The organism is Nonomuraea sp. NPDC050540, assembly GCF_044457485.1.
Taxonomy (GTDB): Bacteria; Actinomycetota; Actinomycetes; order Streptosporangiales; family Streptosporangiaceae; genus Nonomuraea.
In genome coordinates this window covers 26,146-43,637 of the sequence record NZ_JBITHA010000006.1, presented here as the reverse complement: position 1 = coordinate 43,637, position 17,492 = coordinate 26,146, and the positions used below count along the sequence as shown (strand labels likewise).

At 71.9% G+C, this 17,492-nt stretch carries 16 protein-coding genes; 8 read left to right on the top strand and 8 right to left on the bottom strand.

The window, feature by feature from the left end:
• Positions 1-70: 70 nt before the first annotated feature.
• A complete protein-coding gene (locus ACIBI5_RS21350) occupies positions 71-1,519 on the bottom strand; it encodes an MFS transporter (RefSeq protein ID WP_397249248.1) in 1,449 nt (482 codons plus the stop codon).
• A 280-nt stretch (positions 1,520-1,799) separates the two neighbouring features.
• On the opposite strand from ACIBI5_RS21350, the gene ACIBI5_RS21345 reads away from it, so the two are divergent.
• Genes ACIBI5_RS21345 through ACIBI5_RS21325 form a run of 5 tightly spaced genes read left to right on the top strand, consistent with a single transcriptional unit; the run spans position 1,800 to position 6,553 of the window.
• Positions 1,800-2,630, top strand: coding sequence for an SGNH hydrolase domain-containing protein (locus tag ACIBI5_RS21345; RefSeq protein ID WP_397249246.1), 831 nt, complete (start codon positions 1,800-1,802; stop codon positions 2,628-2,630).
• Positions 2,630-3,844: an acyltransferase family protein gene (locus ACIBI5_RS21340; RefSeq protein ID WP_397249244.1), complete on the top strand. Its 1,215-nt coding sequence runs from the start codon at positions 2,630-2,632 to the stop codon at positions 3,842-3,844. The genes ACIBI5_RS21345 and ACIBI5_RS21340 overlap by 1 nt, the downstream gene beginning before the upstream one ends.
• The gene (locus ACIBI5_RS21335; RefSeq protein ID WP_397249242.1) at positions 3,841-4,410 is read left to right on the top strand and encodes a hypothetical protein; all 570 of its coding nucleotides are present in this window, start codon (positions 3,841-3,843) and stop codon (positions 4,408-4,410) included. Before ACIBI5_RS21340 ends, ACIBI5_RS21335 begins: the two co-directional genes overlap by 4 nt.
• Positions 4,407-5,090: a winged helix-turn-helix domain-containing protein gene (locus ACIBI5_RS21330; RefSeq protein ID WP_397249240.1), complete on the top strand. Its 684-nt coding sequence runs from the start codon at positions 4,407-4,409 to the stop codon at positions 5,088-5,090. The genes ACIBI5_RS21335 and ACIBI5_RS21330 overlap by 4 nt, the downstream gene beginning before the upstream one ends.
• Positions 5,087-6,553 carry a sensor histidine kinase gene (locus ACIBI5_RS21325; protein WP_397249238.1) on the top strand — a complete coding sequence of 489 codons (1,467 nt, stop codon included), beginning with the start codon at positions 5,087-5,089 and terminating at the stop codon, positions 6,551-6,553. The genes ACIBI5_RS21330 and ACIBI5_RS21325 overlap by 4 nt, the downstream gene beginning before the upstream one ends.
• A gap of 19 nt (positions 6,554-6,572) precedes the next feature.
• Here the strand turns inward: ACIBI5_RS21325 and ACIBI5_RS21320 are convergent, their stop codons facing one another.
• Positions 6,573-8,021: an FAD-dependent oxidoreductase gene (locus ACIBI5_RS21320; RefSeq protein ID WP_397249236.1), complete on the bottom strand. Its 1,449-nt coding sequence runs from the start codon at positions 8,019-8,021 to the stop codon at positions 6,573-6,575.
• A 56-nt stretch (positions 8,022-8,077) separates the two neighbouring features.
• Between ACIBI5_RS21320 and ACIBI5_RS21315 the strand changes: the two genes are divergently transcribed.
• From ACIBI5_RS21315 to ACIBI5_RS21305, 3 genes are all read left to right on the top strand, one after another.
• Positions 8,078-8,275: a hypothetical protein gene (locus tag ACIBI5_RS21315; RefSeq protein WP_397250304.1), complete on the top strand. Its 198-nt coding sequence runs from the start codon at positions 8,078-8,080 to the stop codon at positions 8,273-8,275.
• Between the two features lie 9 nt (positions 8,276-8,284).
• Positions 8,285-8,764 (top strand): Clp protease N-terminal domain-containing protein, encoded by a 480-nt coding sequence (locus ACIBI5_RS21310; protein WP_397249234.1) that lies wholly within the window; start codon positions 8,285-8,287, stop codon positions 8,762-8,764.
• A 464-nt stretch (positions 8,765-9,228) separates the two neighbouring features.
• The gene (locus ACIBI5_RS21305; protein WP_397249232.1) at positions 9,229-10,119 is read left to right on the top strand and encodes an alpha/beta fold hydrolase; all 891 of its coding nucleotides are present in this window, start codon (positions 9,229-9,231) and stop codon (positions 10,117-10,119) included.
• Positions 10,120-10,144: 25 nt separating this feature from the next.
• Here the strand turns inward: ACIBI5_RS21305 and ACIBI5_RS21300 are convergent, their stop codons facing one another.
• The 6 genes from ACIBI5_RS21300 to ACIBI5_RS21275 are packed head-to-tail and all read right to left on the bottom strand — an operon-like array spanning position 10,145 to position 17,418.
• Positions 10,145-11,974: a S9 family peptidase gene (locus tag ACIBI5_RS21300; protein WP_397249230.1), complete on the bottom strand. Its 1,830-nt coding sequence runs from the start codon at positions 11,972-11,974 to the stop codon at positions 10,145-10,147.
• Positions 11,964-12,932, bottom strand: a complete 969-nt coding sequence (locus tag ACIBI5_RS21295) for an ABC transporter ATP-binding protein (RefSeq protein ID WP_397249228.1) — start codon at positions 12,930-12,932, stop codon at positions 11,964-11,966. Before ACIBI5_RS21295 ends, ACIBI5_RS21300 begins: the two co-directional genes overlap by 11 nt.
• Positions 12,929-13,909, bottom strand: a complete 981-nt coding sequence (locus ACIBI5_RS21290; RefSeq protein ID WP_397249226.1) for an ABC transporter ATP-binding protein — start codon at positions 13,907-13,909, stop codon at positions 12,929-12,931. Before ACIBI5_RS21290 ends, ACIBI5_RS21295 begins: the two co-directional genes overlap by 4 nt.
• Complete coding sequence (locus ACIBI5_RS21285) at positions 13,906-14,763, bottom strand: ABC transporter permease (RefSeq protein ID WP_397249224.1); 858 nt, start codon at positions 14,761-14,763, stop codon at positions 13,906-13,908. Before ACIBI5_RS21285 ends, ACIBI5_RS21290 begins: the two co-directional genes overlap by 4 nt.
• Complete coding sequence (locus ACIBI5_RS21280; protein WP_397249222.1) at positions 14,760-15,725, bottom strand: ABC transporter permease; 966 nt, start codon at positions 15,723-15,725, stop codon at positions 14,760-14,762. Before ACIBI5_RS21280 ends, ACIBI5_RS21285 begins: the two co-directional genes overlap by 4 nt.
• A gap of 7 nt (positions 15,726-15,732) precedes the next feature.
• Positions 15,733-17,418 (bottom strand): ABC transporter substrate-binding protein, encoded by a 1,686-nt coding sequence (locus tag ACIBI5_RS21275; RefSeq protein WP_397249220.1) that lies wholly within the window; start codon positions 17,416-17,418, stop codon positions 15,733-15,735.
• Between the last annotated feature and the right edge of the window lie 74 nt (positions 17,419-17,492).

The following is a 17,492-nucleotide window of genomic DNA, read 5'->3' as shown; positions in this document are numbered from 1 at the left end:
TTTTAATGGGCGCAAACGATTTTCTCCCCTATTTGGGCATACACCTATTCCTGTTAAGGGAGGGAAGAATTCAGGAAGTGCCCGTGGGCAACTGCCGGGCGCCCGCCGGCGCACCGCGCGCCCGGGTGCGCCGGGGCAGGAGCGGGACCAGCAGGGCCGCGGCGAGGAACACCCCGGCGTTGTAGAGCAGGGTCTGCCAGGTGGCGCCCGCCCAGGCGGCCGGGTCGCGCGGTCCGGTGCCGGCCAGGCCGAAGAAGATCGCGCCGACGACGGCCACGCCCGCCGCGGTGCCCAGCTGGATGGTGGCGTTGGCCACGCCGGATCCGGCGCCCGCGTCGCCGGCGGGTACTCCGGCCAGGACCAGGTCCACCAGGATGGGCACGACCAGGCCGGAGCCCATCCCCGCCGTGAGGAGACAGGCGAAGATCTGCCAGGAGTCCGTGGCGCCGCCGTGAAGCCGAAGCACCACGATCAGCGCGGCCATGCCCGCGGCCATGACGACCAGGCCGGCGGCGATGAGCCGGCGGCCGGCGACGGCGCCGTACCTGATCGCGAGGGTGGCGGTGAGGCCGAGTCCGACCGTCCAGCCCAGGCCGGTCAGCGCCATGCGCAGGGGAGTCCAGCCGTGCGCGATCTGGAAGTCCCAGACCAGCACGATCATGTACGACATGATGCCGGAGAAGACGAGCGCCATCAGGATGGATCCGGCGACGAACGACCTGTTGCGAAACAGCACCGGCGGGACCAGCGGGGAAAGACCCTCCCGGCGGAACTGGCGCAGGCCGAAGACCGTGAACACCGGCAGCGAGGCGGTCATCGAGACCACCGCCCATTGCGGCCAGCCCAGCTCGTGCCCCTGGACCAGCGGGAACATCAGCATGACCGAGGCGAGCCCGAGCAGCAGCACGCTCGGCATGTCCAGGCGCAGCGGCCGGTCGGACTTCGACTCGGGCACCATGCGCGCCGCGCCCCCGAACGTGAGCACGCCGATCGGGACGTTCACCCAGAAGATCCAGCGCCAGCCCGGCCCGGCGGTGAGCAGGGCGCCGACGACGGGTCCGGCGACCGAGGCGATCGGGACGACCACACCGAGCAGTCCCATCGCCTTGATGCGCTCGGGCGGCTGGAACATCACCTGGATCACGGACAGCACCTGCGGCACCATCAGCGCCGCGAACACCCCCTGCGCCACCCTCGCGCCGGCCATCATCTGCCCGTTCTGGGCGAGGCCCGCCACCGCCGACGCGGCGGTGAACCCCGCGACGCCGACGAGGAAGACCTTCTTACGGCCCGCGATGTCCCCCAGGCGCCCCCCGGTGACCAGGAGCAACGCGAACGCGAGCGCGAACCCGGCCAGGATCCACTGCTGCAGCGAGAAACCCGCCCCCAGATCACGCTGGATGGAGGGCAGGGCGACGTTGACGATCGTCACATCGAGCTGGTTCATGAACATGGCCGTGAGAACGACGAGCAGCGCGAGCCACCTGTGGGGGAACGCCGGGCGACTTTCGGTGGCCATGTGACCCTCTTCTACACCGGAACTTTGGGCATATCTACTGATAGTGGCGTGGGCGACTAGAGCCCGGCTCAAACCCCGCTGGAGCTCTTCGCCGAAAGGCGTCAATAATCTTTATCGGGGTGATTGTTTTAACCTGGTTTCTGCTGATTTGGAAGGCTTGCCGGAGCCCGTGTATCGGCCCGGCGCGCCGCGCCCGCCTCTGTGACGGCAAGTCCCTCATTGTGTGATGAAACGATGACAACGCCGGTGAACTCCGGGTTCGCCTGATTGCCTGACGGCCATGCGATCGATGAATCTCTCCCTGAACGTCCGGTTTGCCCAGAGGTCGGCCGGCCGCCGTGCCGCAGCGGCCGTGGCCGTGGCATCGGTGGTCATGCTCTCGGGTTGCGGCACGTCGGCAGGCGGCGGACCAGCAGTGGCCGGCGGGACGGCCAAGGACAAGCGGCAGACCGCGACCGATGTCCGCGTGCTGTGGATGGGCGACTCCATCGCCGGCGCGCAGGCCCCGGCCCTGGAAGCGGCCCTGAAGGCCGGCGGGGCGGCGTTCAAGAACGCCAGCTCCGCCGGCGGCGGCACCCTGGTCGCCGGCGGCCACCCGGTGACGAGCAAGATAGCCGCCGACACCTGGAAGGCGCTGAAGGAGGACCTCTCCTCCTTCCGCCCGACGGTGATCGCCTACCAGCTCACCGGCTACGACTGGGGCACCGCCCGCCAGCAGCTGTCGGCCTACCAGAAGCTCGCCCGGACGGCCAAGGACGCCGGTGCCCGGCTCGTGCTGGTGTCCGCGCCGCCGTTCAAGATCGACGAGTTCTTCAAGCCGCACGAGGCCGCGATCAAGAGGGCGCCCGCGATGGCCGCCAAGGCCGCCGAGGGCGGCGCCGACGCTCGCTATCTGGACGCCACCGAGCTGTGGGGCAGCGACTACGCGGCCGGCAGGGCCCAGCGCGCCAAGGACGGCATCCACTCCTGCCAGCAGGGGTCGGCGGCCTTCGCCACCTGGTTCACCAAGCGGCTCGGCGAGCTGGCGGGCTTCACCCCGGCCGCCCCCGCCGCCTGGGCCACCGGGTCATGGACCGGCGACGAGCGGTTCGTCAAACTCGGCTGCGGCTGATGACCGCGATCTCCCGCCGCGCGCACATCGGCGCGCTCGACGGGATACGCGGGCTCGCCGTCGCGGCGGTCCTGCTGTTTCACGCCGGGCACCTGGGCGGCGGGTTCCTGGGCGTCGACCTGTTCTTCGTCCTGTCCGGCTTTCTGATCACCGGCCTGCTGCTGGACGAGCTCGGCCGGCACGGCCGTCTCGATCTGCCGGCCTTCTGGGCGCGCCGGGCCCGCCGCCTGCTACCCGCGCTGACCCTGATGGTGGTGGCGACACTGCTGCTGGCCTGGGCGTTCGCCAGGCCGGACATGCTGAGGTCCGCGCTGCAGGACGCGCCGTGGGTGGCCGCCCAGAGCGTCAACTGGCACTACATCGGCGAGCAGATCGGCTACTGGGACGCCTCCGGCACCCGCCTGTTCGCCCATTTGTGGAGCATTGGCGTCGAGTGGCAGTTCTACCTGGTGTGGCCCCTGATCGTCGCCGTGGCCGGGCGGGGGCCGGGCGGGCACCGGCGGGTCGCGCTCGTCGCGGTCGCCGGCGCGCTCGTCTCACTCCTGCTCATGATCAGGCTCGCGGCCGCGGTGGACACCACCCGCGCCTACGAAGGCAGCGACACCCGGGCGTTCTCGCTGCTGCTCGGCGCCGCCGCCGCCACCGCGCCCGCGCGGGACGTCGTGGCCCGCCTGCCGCGCACCGTCACGGACGTCATCTGCGTTCTGCTGCTGTGCGGGCTGGGCGCCTCATGGGTGGTGACCGCGGGGGAGAAGGCGCCCGGCCTGTTCCAGGGAGGGATGTTCGCCCACTCCCTGGGCGGCGCCGTGCTGATCGCGCTCCTGTCCCACCTGCCGGACGGGCGGGTGGGCCGGGTGATCGGCAGTGCCGCGCCGCGCCGGCTGGGCGAGCTGTCCTACAGCCTGTACCTGTGGCACTGGCCGATCTACCTGCTGCTACCGCGGCCGGCGCCCGGACCCGGCAGCTGGGCCTGGAACTGGGCCTGGAACTGGGCCTGGACGATCGCCGCGATCGGGCTGTCTCTGCTGGCTGCGGTAGTCTCGAAGACCGCGGTCGAGGATCCGGTACGGCTGCGCGCCGGATGGGCCACCGGGCGGCGCGGATGGGCGGTGCTGGCCGTCACGGCGGTGACCGCGGTGGGGCTGTGGACGGCGATCCCGCGACCGGTGCCGGGCGCCGGGACGGTGGACCTGAGCAGGCTCGACCAGTCGTGAGCGCACCGATCATGCTGGAGAACAGGAGACGACAGATGCCGGGGGTGCTGTGCCGCGTGGTGGCCGTCATGGCCGCCGCGGCGACGCTGGCGGGCTGCGGGATCACCGACACCGACGCCCATCCCGCCGGTCAGCTGGTCCGAGGCAGCCTGACCGCGAGCGGCGGCCGCCTCCTGCGGGTGTACTTCGTCACGCCGCAGGGCACGTGGCCGGTGTCCCGCCCGGCCCAGGCCGGCGACCGGTTGCCGCAGGCCATGAAGGCGCTGTGGGAAGGTCCCACGGCGGACGAGCGCGCCCGGGGGGTGGTCACGCACCTGCCGTGGGCGGCGCGGCCGATCCAGGCCCGCACCACGGAGGGCGGAGTGGAAGTGCGCCTGCCGTGGCTGGTGCGCGACATGAAGAGCGTGGCGGTGAGTCAGCTGGTGTGCACGGCCGCCGCCGCCTCGGACGCCGGTGGCGATCCCGTCATCGAGGTGCTGGAGCCCGGCATGGGGAACGGCACCTGGCGGGTCAGGTGTGACGAGAACGGGACGGCCGATCCCGTCGGGCGGGGAGGCTTCTCATGACCCGGGTCCTGCTGATCGAGGACGACCCGGCCGTACGCCGGGGCGTGAGCCTCGGCCTTCGCCATCACGGCCACGAACCCGTGGCGGTGACGAACGGTGAGGACGGGCTGGCCGAACTCGTCGCCGGCGCCCCCGACATCGTTCTGCTCGACCTGATGCTGCCCGGCATGAGCGGCCTGGAGACCTGCCGCCGCATCCGCGCCTTCAGCCAGGTGCCCATCGTGATCCTGTCGGCGCGCGACGACGACGTGGACATCGTCGTGGGCCTGGAGGCGGGCGCCGACGACTACGTGATCAAACCCGCCAGCGGCGAGGTCATCGAGGCCCGCATGCGCGCGGTGCTACGCCGTACCGCACCGCCGGCCTCCGGCAACCAGGCGCGCACCACCCAGGGCGACCTGCTCATCGACCGGGTCGCGCTGCGCGTGCTCAAGAAGGGCGCACCGCTCGAGCTGGCGCCCACGGAGATGAAGCTGCTGCTGTTCCTGTCTGCCGCGCCCGAACAGACCTTCAGCCGCCAGCAACTCCTGGAACAGGTGTGGGAGCACACCTTCCACGGCGACTACCGGCTGGTCGACGCGTGCGTCATGCGGCTGCGAGCCAAGATCGAGGACGACTCCCGCAATCCCCGCTACATCCAGACGGTACGTGGCTTCGGATACCGGTTCGGCCCGCTGTGATCCGGCTGTCGCTCGCCCGCGGCCTGCGAGCCCAGCTGGTCATGGCGTTCTTCCTGGTCTCCGCGCTCAGCGCGGTGGTCGCCGCCGCGGTCACCTTTCACCAGGGCCGCACCGCGATCGTGGAACGCGCCCAGGCCGACGCCCTGCAGGAGCTGCGCGCCCACCTCGCCTCCCGCACGCCCGACCTGCCCGCCGACCCCGCCGAGGCGGACCTGCGTGCCCTCGCCCTGCAACTGGACCGCGCGATGGGCACACGTGGCTGGCGCACCGCCCTGTCCTATCGCGGCGGCCCGCTCGTCACCGCCGGGGAGCCGACGCCGCCGCTGCCCGCGCCGCTGCGCGCCCGGGCGGCCACGGCGACCACGGCGCTGGCCCAGCGCTTCCACCACGTCCGGTCGCCCTGGCTGGCCGTGGCCCTGCCCGTCACCGCCGCCGCGCGCCCGGACGGTCCCGCGCCGCTCGTCGTCTACGCGTCCTTCCCGCTGACCTCCCAGCAGCAGGACGTGGACACGCTGGCCGCCGCCGCGCGCGCCGCCGCGCTGCCCGTCGCCGTGGCCTCCATCGCGGTCGCGCTGCTGGCGGCGCGCCGGCTGCTGCGGCCGGTGCGGCGGCTGCGCGCGGCCGCCGTGCAGATGGCCGGCGGCCGGCTCGACACCCGGGTGAACGTCGCCGGCGAGGACGAGCTCGCAGACCTCGGCCGGACCTTCAACACGATGGCCGCCACCCTCCAGGCCGACGCCGACACGCTGCGCGCCATGGAGGCGCGGGCACGCAGGTTCGCCGCCGACGTCTCCCACGAGCTGCGCACCCCGCTCGCGGCCATGAGCGCGGTGACCGAAGTGCTCGACGCCGGCGCCGCCGGCGGCAGGCTCACACCGCTCACCGCCGAGGCGCTGCACCTGGTCTCCGACGAGACCCGCCGGCTCACCCGCCTGGTCGAGGACCTGATCGAGGTGTCACGGTTCGACGCCGGCGCCGCCGTACTCCACCTCGACGAGGTCGACCTGGGCGAGCTCATCACCAACACGCTCGCGCTGCGGCACTGGCAGGAGCGGGTCCGCACCGAGATCCCGGCCGGGCTGCGCGCCCGCCTCGACCCGCGCCGCGTGGACGTCATCCTGGCCAACCTCGTCGGCAACGCGCTGCGGCACGGCGGCGCGGCGGTGCCGGTGCTCGTGCGGGTACGGGCTGAGACCGACCGGCTCGTCGTCACCGTCTCCGACGACGGGCCCGGCATCCCCGCCGACCTGCTGCCGCACGTCTTCGACCGGTTCACCAAGGGCGACGCCGCCCGCGCCCGGACCGAGGGCAGCGGCCTGGGCCTGGCCATCGCCGCGGAGAACGCGCGCCTGCACGGCGGCACACTCACCGCGGCCAACCGCGCGCGGGGCGGGGCCGTCCTGACCCTCACCCTGCCCGCCACGTCTTCCACGCCGTCGCCGAGTTCGAGCACTGCTTCATGAGCGACCACGCCCGTGGCCTTCAGGGGTGGGCGCGGGGTGCGAACCATTCCTCCGCGGCCGTCGCCAGCCCATCGCTGCCGGCCCAGGCCACGATCCCGTCCGGGCGGACCAGGAGGGCGTCGGCGGGAGCGTCGTCGCAGCGCGCTCGCACCACGTCGATCCAGCTGTGGGCGTCGTCGCCGAGCCTGGCCTCACAGCCGAGATCCAGCAGGACGGGGCGGCCCCGCCGCATGGACGCGGCCAGTCGCCGCTCGCCGGCGTCGGTGGTCAGGCGCAGGCCGGGGAGCAGACGGCCGGCCAGCGGATGGGCGGCGGTGCCGTACGGGAGGTCGGAGCCGTGCAGCAGCGCCGCCATGTGGCGCAGGGGCTGCTCGTAGGCGAAGACCTCGGTGAGCAGTGTCCGCAGGGCCTCGCCTTCCTCCTGCCCCAGGCGATCGAGGGCCGCCTGGGCGCGGGTCTGCAGCAGGGCGCGTTCGGCGGCGGGACGGCGCTCGGACTCATAGGTGCCGAGCAGGTGCTCCGGTCCTCGGCCCTTGAGCGTGGCGGACAGTTTCCAGCCGAGGTTGACCGCGTCCATCATGCCGACGTTGAGCGCCGAGCCGCCCGCCGGGAACAGGTGGGCGGCGTCACCGGCGAGGAACACCCGTCCGGTTCGGTAGTGGTCGGCCAGCCGGGCCTGGGCGCTCGTGCGTGACAGCCAGATCGGCTCGCCCAGCGGCAGGTCATCGCCGAGCACGCGGTGGACGGCCGCCAGGAAGCCGGCGATGGTGACCGGTCCGGCCGGGTGCCGGTGTTTCTCCCGCACGCCGACGATGTGGACGCCGGGCTGGAGCGAGGCGGCCAGGATGCGCCCGGCCGGGGTGCGGTTCCACCCCGGTTCCAGTCCGGCCAGCTGGGGGTGGTCGAACACACCGGTCTCGGCGTCGGCGGTGAAGTGGCCGATCCACAGTTCCTCCTCGTCAGTGGTGCCGGGGAAGCCGATTCCCATCCGTTCGCGGACCCGGCTGCCGCCCCCGTCGCAGCCCACGGCGTAGTGGGCGCGCAGGCTGAATCCGGCGCCTTGAGCGCTCACGCCGGACTCGTCCTGCGTGAGCGAGGCCAGCTCGTGCCCCCAGCGGATCGACACGCCCAGCTCGGCCGCCCGCTCGCGCAGCAGCCGCTCCAGGCAGGGCTGCGCGATCATCAGCATGCGCAGCGGGATGTCGCCGACCGCGGAGAAGCGCAGCGGGACCGATCCGAAGGGGAAGCCCGGGGGGATCCCGCAGAAGGGGCTGTCGGCGCTGAGGCGTTCCAGGAGGCCGCGGTGCTCCAGGAGGTCGATGATCTGCCCGCCCAGTCCGTTGGCCTTGGGCGTCTGGCCCGGTTCTGCTCGCTTGTCCAGCACGACGGGGCGGGCGCCGGTCAGGCTCAGCTCGCAGGCCAGCATGAGCCCGACAGGCCCCGCACCGATGATCACAACATCGTCCATGCCTGTCAGGCTAGATTGACAAATATGAGCTGTCAATCTAGCCTGACAGCGTGGATATGCAAGAACTGTCTGAGCACATCAGGTCGAACGACCCCGCCGTCGGGCTGCGCGCGGTGGGAGCGCTGCACCGGCTGGCCGAACAGGTCGAGGCCGTCTCGGTGGAGCTCGCCCGCGAGCAGGGATGGACCTGGGAGCAGATCGGCGACGCGCTCGGCATGTCCCGGCAATCCGTGCACGCCAGATACGGGAAGTGAGACACCGCGATGTTCGCAAGCGAGAAGAGTCCCTTCGCGGCAGCCGTCAAGGCCGCCGCGCGGGAAGCCGGGCAGCGCGGCGACCGTCGCATCGGCACCGAGCACCTCCTGCTCGGCCTGCTCGGCGACCCCGGCTCCGCCACGAGCCGCGCGCTCGGCGTGGATATGGCCACCGCGCGGGCCGCGCTCGCCGACCTGGACACGGCGGCCCTGCGCGCGATCGGCCTGGACGTCGGCCAGGCGCCGCGGACCGGACCACGCCGGCACCCTCCGGTGCCCGTCTCCGCGCTCGCCACCGGCGCCCGAGCCGCCGTCAATCACGCGATCAAGGCAACGACGCGCAAGAACAGGAACGCCCAGGCGCCCGTCCAGCTGCTCCTGGCGTTGCTCGCCCAGCGCGAGCCGGACCCGGTGGCGCAGCTCCTGAACCACCTGGGCGTCGACCGGGCCGCCGTGCGGGCACATCTCGGCCAGGTGGCGGCGTCCTGAGCGGGTCGCCCGGTCGCGCACGGATGAACGTGCTCTACGTCGGCCGAAGTAGTTTCAGACGAGGCGCCGGGCGCCGCTTCGCTGCCGAAGGGGACGTTCGTCAGGACCGGACCGCCGTCGCTGTCGCGGCAGGCCATCGTGGTGGAGCCGCCGCCGAGGTTGAGCCCCTTGCCCGCGCCGGCGATGATCGGCCACTGCGCGATGTCGTAGTGGCCGCCTCCGTAGGTGAGGGCAGATCGCCAACCGGCTTCACCTGACGACGTACGCCGTTCAGGACCATCTCGCCAAGTCGGGCACCGGGTCCAGGGGTGACCTGGTCGCCCGCCTGTTCTTCGACCAGCGCGCCATGGCACTCGATGGATAGGCGGTGGCGATCGGTCAGATAGGCAGGGGCTCTTGGACGCCGGCCCGACGGGCCTGCTCGAATCGGTACCATCCACTGTCGAAGCCCGGTGAAGGAAAGCATGAGCGTCCCGCTGCCCAGCACGTTCTCATCACGCACCATCGACGTGGACGGCGTCGCCATCCACACGGTCGTCGGGGGTGACGGGCCGCCCGTGCTGCTCCTGCACGGCTACCCGCAGACGCACCTCATCTGGCACGACGTGGCCCCGGCGCTGGCGTCCCGGCACACGGTCGTGCTGACCGACCTGCGTGGGTACGGCGACAGCGCCAAGCCGGAGCCGGTCACCGACGACGTCTACTCCAAGCGGGCGATGGCCGGTGACCAGCTCGGCGTGATGCGGGAGCTGGGGTTCGAGCGCTTCTCCGTGGTGGGCCATGACCGGGGGGCGCGGGTGGGCCACCGGATGGCCCTCGATCACCCCGGCGCCGTCGAGGCGCTCGCCGTCCTGGACGTCGTGCCGACCCGGCACACGTTCGCGCACGCCGACGCCGCCTTCGGCCTCGGCTACTACCACTGGTTCTTCCTCGCCGCCGGGAACGGCGTCCCCGAGCGGCTGATCGGCAACGATCCCGAGTTCTGGATCCGTAGCCGGATGACGGCACGGCACTCCGGCGGAGCCGCCTACGACGAGGCCGCGGTCCGGGAGTATGTGCGCTGCTTCTCCGACCCCGCCGCGATCGCCGCGTCGTGCGCCGACTACCGGGCGGCGGCGGGCGTCGATCTGGAGCATGACGAGGCCGACGCCGCGGCGGGCCGCCGCGTGCGCTGCCCGGTGCTGGCGCTGTGGGGCGAGCACAGCTTCGTCGGCCGCGCCTACGACGTCCTGAAGGTCTGGCGCGAGTACGCCGATCATCTCGGCGGTACGGCGCTGCCGAGCGACCACTACCTCCCGGAGGAGGCCCCCGGCCTGGTCACCGCGGAGCTGGAGGCGTTCCTGGCCGGGGCCTGAGACAGGGCCCCGGCCGGAGTGGCCCTCAGGACCAGCGTTCCCCGCGCAGGGCCTTGCGGGCCAGCTCCATCTCCAGCTCGATCTTGCCGACCACGCCGTCGTTGCCGACGGGTCCGTGCCCGCCTTCGAAGAAGCGCAGCAGCACGTCACCGCCGGCGGCGCGCAGCCGGCGCGCGTACTCCTCGGCCTGGCGGGCCGGGGTGCGGGTGTCGTGGCGCCCCTGGTTGATCAGCACCGGCGCCCGCACGTCCTCGACGTAGGTCATGGGCGAGCTGAGCCGGAAGCGTTCCTCCGCGAGTTCGGGCCGCCCGCCCAGGAACCCGCGCCAGGCCGCCTGAAGGGCGGGGTGCATGTCCTCGTAGGCGAGCTTCCAGTCGGCCAGCGCGATGAACGCGAACCCGCCCGCGAACAGGCCGGGGAGCCGGCCGAGCGAGAGCAGCGTCAGGAACCCGCCGTAGGAGGAGCCGCGGATGAACACGGCCGAAGGGTCGGCGACGCCCTCGTCGACCAGCCACCGCCAGGCCGCCTCGACGTCCTCCAGCTCGCGGTCGCCGACGGCTCCCCAGAACCCCTCGCGGAACGCCCTGCCGAAGGTGACGGATCCCCGGTAGTTCAGCGACGCGTAGGCGAAGCCCTCGGCCAGCCACGCCTGCGCGGCGGGGTGGTATCCGCCCACGTCGGCGAGGTTCGGGCCGCCGTGCACCCGCAGGACCAGCGGCACCGGCCCGCTCGCGCCCTCCGGCACCGCGACCCACAGCTGCAGTGCGGTCCCGTCCTTGGAGGTGACGGTGACCGAACGCGTCGGGATGCCCGGTACGACCCCGCGCGGGGCCATGACACCGCGCGGCTCGCTCTGGCCGCGCTCCAGGGCGAGCATCTCGAACGGCAGGTCGGCGCGCTGGCGCAGCAGCCGGATCTGACCACGGGGCCCGTAGTGCGAGTTCCACTGGTTGGTCAGCGCGCACGCCACCTCGGGGAAGAAGTAGGCGCCGTCAGGATGGGACACGCGCAGCAGCCGACCGGCCCGCAGGTCGTATTCGCAGACGCGGTGGAGGCCGCCGTCGACGTGGACGAGCAGCAGCCGGGCGCCGTCGTCGGACCAGTCGAGCGGGACGAGTTCACCCTCCAGCTCGGGCGCCTCGACGTCGGTCCGCTCACCGGTGAGGGGGTTCCACACGGCGGGACGCGCGTACCCGGTGCGTTCGGTGCTGAGCAGCATCCGGGGGTCCCCGGCGACCGGCGAGAACCGGACCCCGCGCACGGGCGCGAGCGGCCCGTCCGAGACCGACGCCAGCACCGCGCCGTCGGAGGCGTCGAGCACCGTGACGGCGAAGCGGCGGATGCCGGGGTTGTGGTCCGTGGTGTCGATGCTCGCCAGCGTTCCATCGGCGGAGACCAGGCTGTTCCAGGCCTCGTTCCTGCTGCGGTACAGCCGGTGGGGGCCTGACCCGGTCAGGTGGTAGAGCGTGAATCCCTCGTCGGTGACCGTCGCGATGACGACCGCCGAGCCGTCGCGCGCGACGTCGATGCCGCGCAGCGTGTAAGGAGGCAGCTCGGGGGTGAGGTCCGCGGGTTCGCCGTCGACCGGGCAGGACCACAGATGGCCGACCTCGCCGCCGTCCTCGTCGTGCAGCACCAGGATGGAGCGCCCGTCCGCGGCGGGCAGCGGGTTCGCGACGTGCGGCGGCAGGTTCGGCACCCGCAGGGTCTCGCCGGTGGCCGGATTCCACAGGGAGATCTCGGCGTCGCTGAGGCCGGCCGCGTAGATCATTTCGAGGTTGAGGTCGCCGGGACAGGGACGGATGTCCTGGATGATCGGGGTGTCGAAGCGGTCGCGCCAGGCGTCAGAGGACATGGATCAACTCCGGGTGGTGACAGGCGACGCCGTGGCCCCGCGCGTCGGTGACGAGCGGGGGGACCTCGGCGGCGCAGATCGGGCTCGCCTTCGGGCAGAGGGTCCGGAAGCGGCAGCCCGACGGGGGGTCGGTCGGGCTCGGGACGTCGCCGGTCAGGATGATCCGGCGGCGGGCGCGCTCGGCCCGCGGGTCGGGGATCGGCACCGCCGACAGCAGTGCCTGGGTGTAGGGGTGGCGGGGACGCTGGTAGAGCTCGTCCGGCGGTCCTTGCTCGACGATCCGGCCGAGATACATGACGGCCACCTCGTCGCTGGCGTGCCGTACCACCGACAGGTCGTGCGCGATGAGGAGGTAGGTCAGCCCGAGCCGGTCCTGGAGGTCCTCCAGGAGGTTGATGACGCCGGCCTGGATGCTGACGTCCAGCGCGCTGACCGGCTCGTCCAGCACGATCACGTCGGGCTCGACGGCGAGCGCGCGGGCGATGCCGACGCGCTGGCGCTGGCCTCCGGAGAACTCGTGCGGGAACCGTCCGGCGTGCAGGGGGTCGAGTCCGACGAGCTCCAGCAGTTCGGGGACGCGCCCGGTGCCGAGGCCGTGGGTCTCGAGCGCCTCGGTGAGGATCGCGCGGACGGTCATGCGGGGGTTGAGCGAGGCGTACGGATCCTGGAAGACCATCTGGATGCGCCGCCGCGACCGGCGCAACCGGTCGGACGGCAGCGCCGTGAAGTCGGTGCCGTCGAGAAGCACCTGGCCCGAGGTCGGTTCGACGAGCCGTACCAGGCATGCGGCCAGCGTGGACTTCCCGCAGCCGCTCTCCCCGACGAGCCCGAGCGTCTTGCCGCGCTCGATCCGCAGCGACACCCCGGAGACGGCCTGCACGGTGCCGGACCGGCGGCGGAACGCCCCAGCGCGCACGGGATAGGTCTTGACGAGGTCTGTGACCTGTAGCGCCGTCATCGCGGCCGCACCTCCTTCAGCTCCGCCGCGCGCAGGCAGGACGCCGTGTGGCCGTCGCCGATCCGGACCGGCGGCGGGACCGTCGTGTCGCACAGACCGGCGCGGGCGTGCTCGCAGCGCGGATGGAACGGGCAGCCCGGCGCCCGCGAGGGCTGGCCGGGGATCTGGTAGAGCCGCTCGCCGTGCCGGGCGTCGAGCCGGGGGAGCGAGGCCAGCAGCCCTCTGGTGTAGGGGTGGGCGGGCGTGTAGAAGATCGGTTCGACGGCGGCCTCCTCGGCCTTGGCGCCCGCGTACATCACCAGCACCCGGTCGGCGACGCCGGCCACCACGCCCAGGTCGTGGGTGATCAGCATGAGCGCGGTCGCGGTGCGCTGCTGGATCCGTCTGATCACGTCGAGGATCTGCGCCTGCACGGTCACGTCGAGGGCGGTCGTGGGCTCGTCGGCGATGAGCAGATCCGGTTCGTTGGCGATGCTCATCGCGATCATGACGCGCTGGCGCATGCCGCCGGACAGCTCGTGCGGGTACTGGCTCGCGCGCCTGGCCGGCGAGGGGATGCCGACCAGGTCGAGAAGCTCGACGACCCGCTCGCGCAGCGCGGCGCGGGTGACCGAGGCGTCGTGCACGCTGATGGCCTCGGCGATCTGCGCGCCGACGGTGTGCACCGGCGTGAGCGCGGTCAGCGCGTCCTGGAAGATCATCGCGATGCGGCTGCCCCGCAGGGTGCGCAGGTCGGACTCGGAGCGGCCCAGGAGTTCCTCGCCGCGGAACCGGATCGACCCCGTGACCCGGGCGCGGCTGGGCAGGATCCCGAGCACCGCCATCGACGTGACGCTCTTGCCCGAGCCCGACTCGCCGACAATGGCGAGCGTCTCGCCGGGCGCGACGGAGAACGAGAGCCCGGTGACGGCCGCGACCGTGCCGCCGTCCGTGGGGAGCCGGACGGTGAGGTCGTCGACCTCCAGCAGGGCGGTCACGGGCGTGCTCCCTTCGGGTCGAAGGCGTCTCTGAGGCCGTCGCCAAGGAAGTTGATGGCCAGCGCCGTCAGGAGGATGAACAGGCCGGGGAAGTACAGCAGGTAGACCTTGCCGGTGCCGATCAGCCCGGACGCCTGGCTCAGCAGGTTGCCCCAGCTGGACTCCGGAGGCTGCACGCCGTACCCCAGGAAGGAGAGCGTCGATTCGACGATCACCGCGCTCGCCGCGCCGAGGGAGGTGCTGACGGCGATGACACCCGTGAGGTTGGGCAGGATATGTCGCACGATGATGCGCCACCTGGTCACGCCCAGCACGGTGGCCGCGGCGATGTACTCCTTCTCCCGCAGCGACAGCACCTGGCCGCGGACGATCCTGGCCACGGTGGTCCAGCCGATCGCCGCCAGCACAGGGACGATCACGACGGGGGAACGGCCGGCGCCCTGGAGCACGACCGCCAGGACCACGATCGCGGGCAGGACGATGAACAGGTCCGTGATCCGCATGATGATCTCGTCCGCCCAGCCGCCGAAGAAGCCCGCCGCGGCGCCCAGCGCGGTGCCGACCACGGTGGCGAGCACGGCGACGCACAGGCCGATCGCCAGCGAGATCCGCCCGGCGTACAGGAGCTCGGTGAGGTAGTCGCGGCCCAGCTCGTCGGTGCCGAACCAGTGCGCCGCCGACGGCGGCACGGGCCCGAGCATCAGGTTCTGGGCGCCGCGCTCGTAGGGGGCGATCAGGTCCGCGCCGAAGCAGCCGAGCAGCAGGAGGAGGAGCACCGCGAGCCCCGCGACGGCCAGACGGTGGCGCAGGAACCGCCGGCGGGCCAGTTGCCACGGGGTGCGTTCGGCTGTCATCGGAGCCTCACTCTCGGGTCGAGTACGGCGTAGGCGAGGTCGGCCAGCAGGTTGAACACGATCACGACCACCGCGACCACGAGCGTCCACGGCACGAGGACGAACACGTCGCCCGAGAGCAGGGAGTCGAGGAACAACCGGCCCATGCCCTGGATGGCGAAGATCTGCTCGGTGACCACGAGCCCGCCGAATAACAGGCCGGCGTCCACGGCGGTGACGCTGACGAAGGGACCGAGCGCGGTGCGCAGGGCGTGCCGCGTGACGATCCGGCGTTTCGGCACTCCCTTGGCCCGCGCGGTCCGCACGTACTCGCTGGTGAGGGCGTCGAGCATCGTGGCCCGGGTGAACCTGCTCCAGCTCGCCACCAGGCCCACGGTCAGCGTCAGCACGGGCAGGACGAGATGGCGCGCGTAGTCGAGCGGGCCGCCGCCGTCGGGGGAGTGCAGGCCCACGAAGTAGAGCGGCGGATCGGTCAGGCCGAGCAGTTCCTGCGGCCAGGCCGCGAGGATCTGGATGAGGATCAGCCCGAGCCAGAACGGCGGCATCGCGACCCCGAGGTAGGACAGCCCGGTGAAGGCCAGGTCGCCGGCGGAGTACTGCCGCACCGCCGAGTAGACGCCGACGGCCAGCGCGATCACCGCGGCGACGAGGACACCCCAGACGATCAGCTGCAGGGTGGTGCCGAGTGCGGGCAGGATCAGGCCGTGGACCGGGCCCGCCGTACGCGAGCTGACTCCCCAGTCGCCGGTGACGAACCGCGTGAGCCAGTGCCAGTACTGCACGGGGATCGACTGGTCGAGGCCGAGGCGCTCGGCCGCGCGGGCGAGCGCGCCGGGGTCACGCCCGCCGCGCAGTTTGGCCAGCGGGTCGAAGGCGATCCTGACCGCCCAGAAGAGCAGGAAGGAGGCGATGAGGACGACGGGCACCGAGTAGAGCAGCCGCCGTGCGAGGTAGGCGAACATCGGCGTCTCAGCTCGCCAGGCCCCATTGGGCGAGGTTCCAGAACGGACCGCGCGCGGGGTCGATGGCCAGCGGGCCGCCGATCTTGTTGTTCCACAGCAGGATGTTGGGGATCACGTCGAGCGGCAGGAGGGCGGCCGAGTCGGCGAGGAGCCTGTCCGCCTGGCGGGAGATCTCGACGCGCTCGGCCTCGTCGAGAGACGACGCGGCAGCGTCGAGCACCTTGTCGAGGCCGGGCAGGTCGATCCGTGACATGTTGAGCCCGGAGCGGCCGTTGCCTTCGGTGGGGATCGCGCTCGATGAGAAGGACGCGGCGAGCGAGGGCTGGGGGAAGGTGTCGACGAGGGTCCACAGGCCCATCTGGAAGTCGCCCTTGGGGAGCTTGCTCGCGAACAGGTCCGTGGCCGAGGTGTTGTCGATCTTCGCCTCGAAGCCGGCGGCGCGCAGTTGCTCCTGCAAGATCTGCTCGGTCAGCTCGCGGCGCTTGTTGCCGGTCATCGTGCTGACGGAGAACGCCGCCCGGTTTCCCGCCTTGGCCCAGATGCCGTCGAAGCCCCTGGCCCAGCCGTCGCCCCGCATCAGGGAGTCGACCTTGGCGAGGTCGGGGGTGTACTGGGCGAAGTCGGTTCCGCCGTAGCGGCCGACGAGCGGGGTGTGCGCGCTCTGGGCGGGTTCGCTGACGCCGAGCGCGCCGTACAGGCGGGTGACGACGGCCTTGCGGTCGATCGCGTGCGAGACGGCCTTGCGGAACGTCACGGAGTCGAAGGGCGCTCTGGCGTTGTTGAACCAGATCGCCTCAAGGTTGCCCGATTCGGGGTCGACGATCGAGCTCGCGTTGGGCAGCCCGCTCGTGATCTGGTCGATCGAATCGAGCTGGGGCGTGGGGTAGAGCGCGTCGAGCTGGCCGGTCTTGAACGCCTGGAACGCGGCGGCGGTGTCGGCGGTGAACTGGAAGGTGACCTTGTCGAGCTTGGGTTTGTCGCCCCAGTAGTTGGGGTTCGGCACGAGGACGACCGAGACGCCCTTCGTCCAGGACTCGATCTTCCACGGGCCTCCGCTCCAGGTGTAGCCGTCCTTCATCAGGGCGCTGCGGTCCTTGCCCTTGAGCAGGTGGCTGGGGAGCAGGCCGCTGCCGTCGCTGAACAGGCCCTTCCAGCTCGCGTAAGGGGCGTCGAACGTGACGACCGCCGTCTGGGGATCGGGAGTGTCGATCTTGGTGAGGTGGCTGTATCCGGTCCGGTTCAGGACGTCCTTGCCGTCGCGGATCGCCAGTGCCGTGTAGGCGAAGTCCGCCGACGTGATCGGCTCGCCGTCCGACCAGACGGCCTTCGGGTTGATCCGGTAGGTGACCTTCTGCGGCGGCCCGGCGGCGACTTCGGGTTCCGACGCCATGACGTTCGTGGCCGCGAGCCCCCACGTGCCGTCGACCTTCCTGGGCTCGAACACCCGGGGAATCGTCGGGATGTCCATGATGAACGTGCCCCAGATCGAGGTGGCGCAGCTCGCGATCCAGTCGGTGCAGTCCGGTTCCTGCTCGGCGCCGATGACGATGCTTCCCCCCTGACGCACCGGCGCGGCCGTGGCGGTGCGGGCGTCGGGCTTCAGGGCCGTGCCGGTGCCTCCGCTCGTGCACGAGGCCGCGAGGAGGGCGAGGGCGGCGAGCCCCATTGCTCCGAGTCTGAACCTGGTGCTCATGCTCTGACCTTTCTGGGGGGTGATGAGAGGGAGAGTATGGGCAAGTCAGAAGCTAGGCAAGGGTATTGGGCATG

Coding starts and splice junctions, on each gene's coding strand:
- ACIBI5_RS21350 (WP_397249248.1), bottom strand. CDS start 1,519: ATGGCCACCGAAAGTCGCCCGGCGTTCCCCCACAGGTGGCTCGCGCTG.
- ACIBI5_RS21345 (WP_397249246.1), top strand. CDS start 1,800: ATGCGATCGATGAATCTCTCCCTGAACGTCCGGTTTGCCCAGAGGTCG.
- ACIBI5_RS21340 (WP_397249244.1), top strand. CDS start 2,630: ATGACCGCGATCTCCCGCCGCGCGCACATCGGCGCGCTCGACGGGATA.
- ACIBI5_RS21330 (WP_397249240.1), top strand. CDS start 4,407: ATGACCCGGGTCCTGCTGATCGAGGACGACCCGGCCGTACGCCGGGGC.
- ACIBI5_RS21320 (WP_397249236.1), bottom strand. CDS start 8,021: ATGGACGATGTTGTGATCATCGGTGCGGGGCCTGTCGGGCTCATGCTG.
- ACIBI5_RS21315 (WP_397250304.1), top strand. CDS start 8,078: ATGCAAGAACTGTCTGAGCACATCAGGTCGAACGACCCCGCCGTCGGG.
- ACIBI5_RS21310 (WP_397249234.1), top strand. CDS start 8,285: ATGTTCGCAAGCGAGAAGAGTCCCTTCGCGGCAGCCGTCAAGGCCGCC.
- ACIBI5_RS21305 (WP_397249232.1), top strand. CDS start 9,229: ATGAGCGTCCCGCTGCCCAGCACGTTCTCATCACGCACCATCGACGTG.
- ACIBI5_RS21300 (WP_397249230.1), bottom strand. CDS start 11,974: ATGTCCTCTGACGCCTGGCGCGACCGCTTCGACACCCCGATCATCCAG.
- ACIBI5_RS21295 (WP_397249228.1), bottom strand. CDS start 12,932: ATGACGGCGCTACAGGTCACAGACCTCGTCAAGACCTATCCCGTGCGC.
- ACIBI5_RS21285 (WP_397249224.1), bottom strand. CDS start 14,763: ATGACAGCCGAACGCACCCCGTGGCAACTGGCCCGCCGGCGGTTCCTG.
- ACIBI5_RS21280 (WP_397249222.1), bottom strand. CDS start 15,725: ATGTTCGCCTACCTCGCACGGCGGCTGCTCTACTCGGTGCCCGTCGTC.
- ACIBI5_RS21275 (WP_397249220.1), bottom strand. CDS start 17,418: ATGAGCACCAGGTTCAGACTCGGAGCAATGGGGCTCGCCGCCCTCGCC.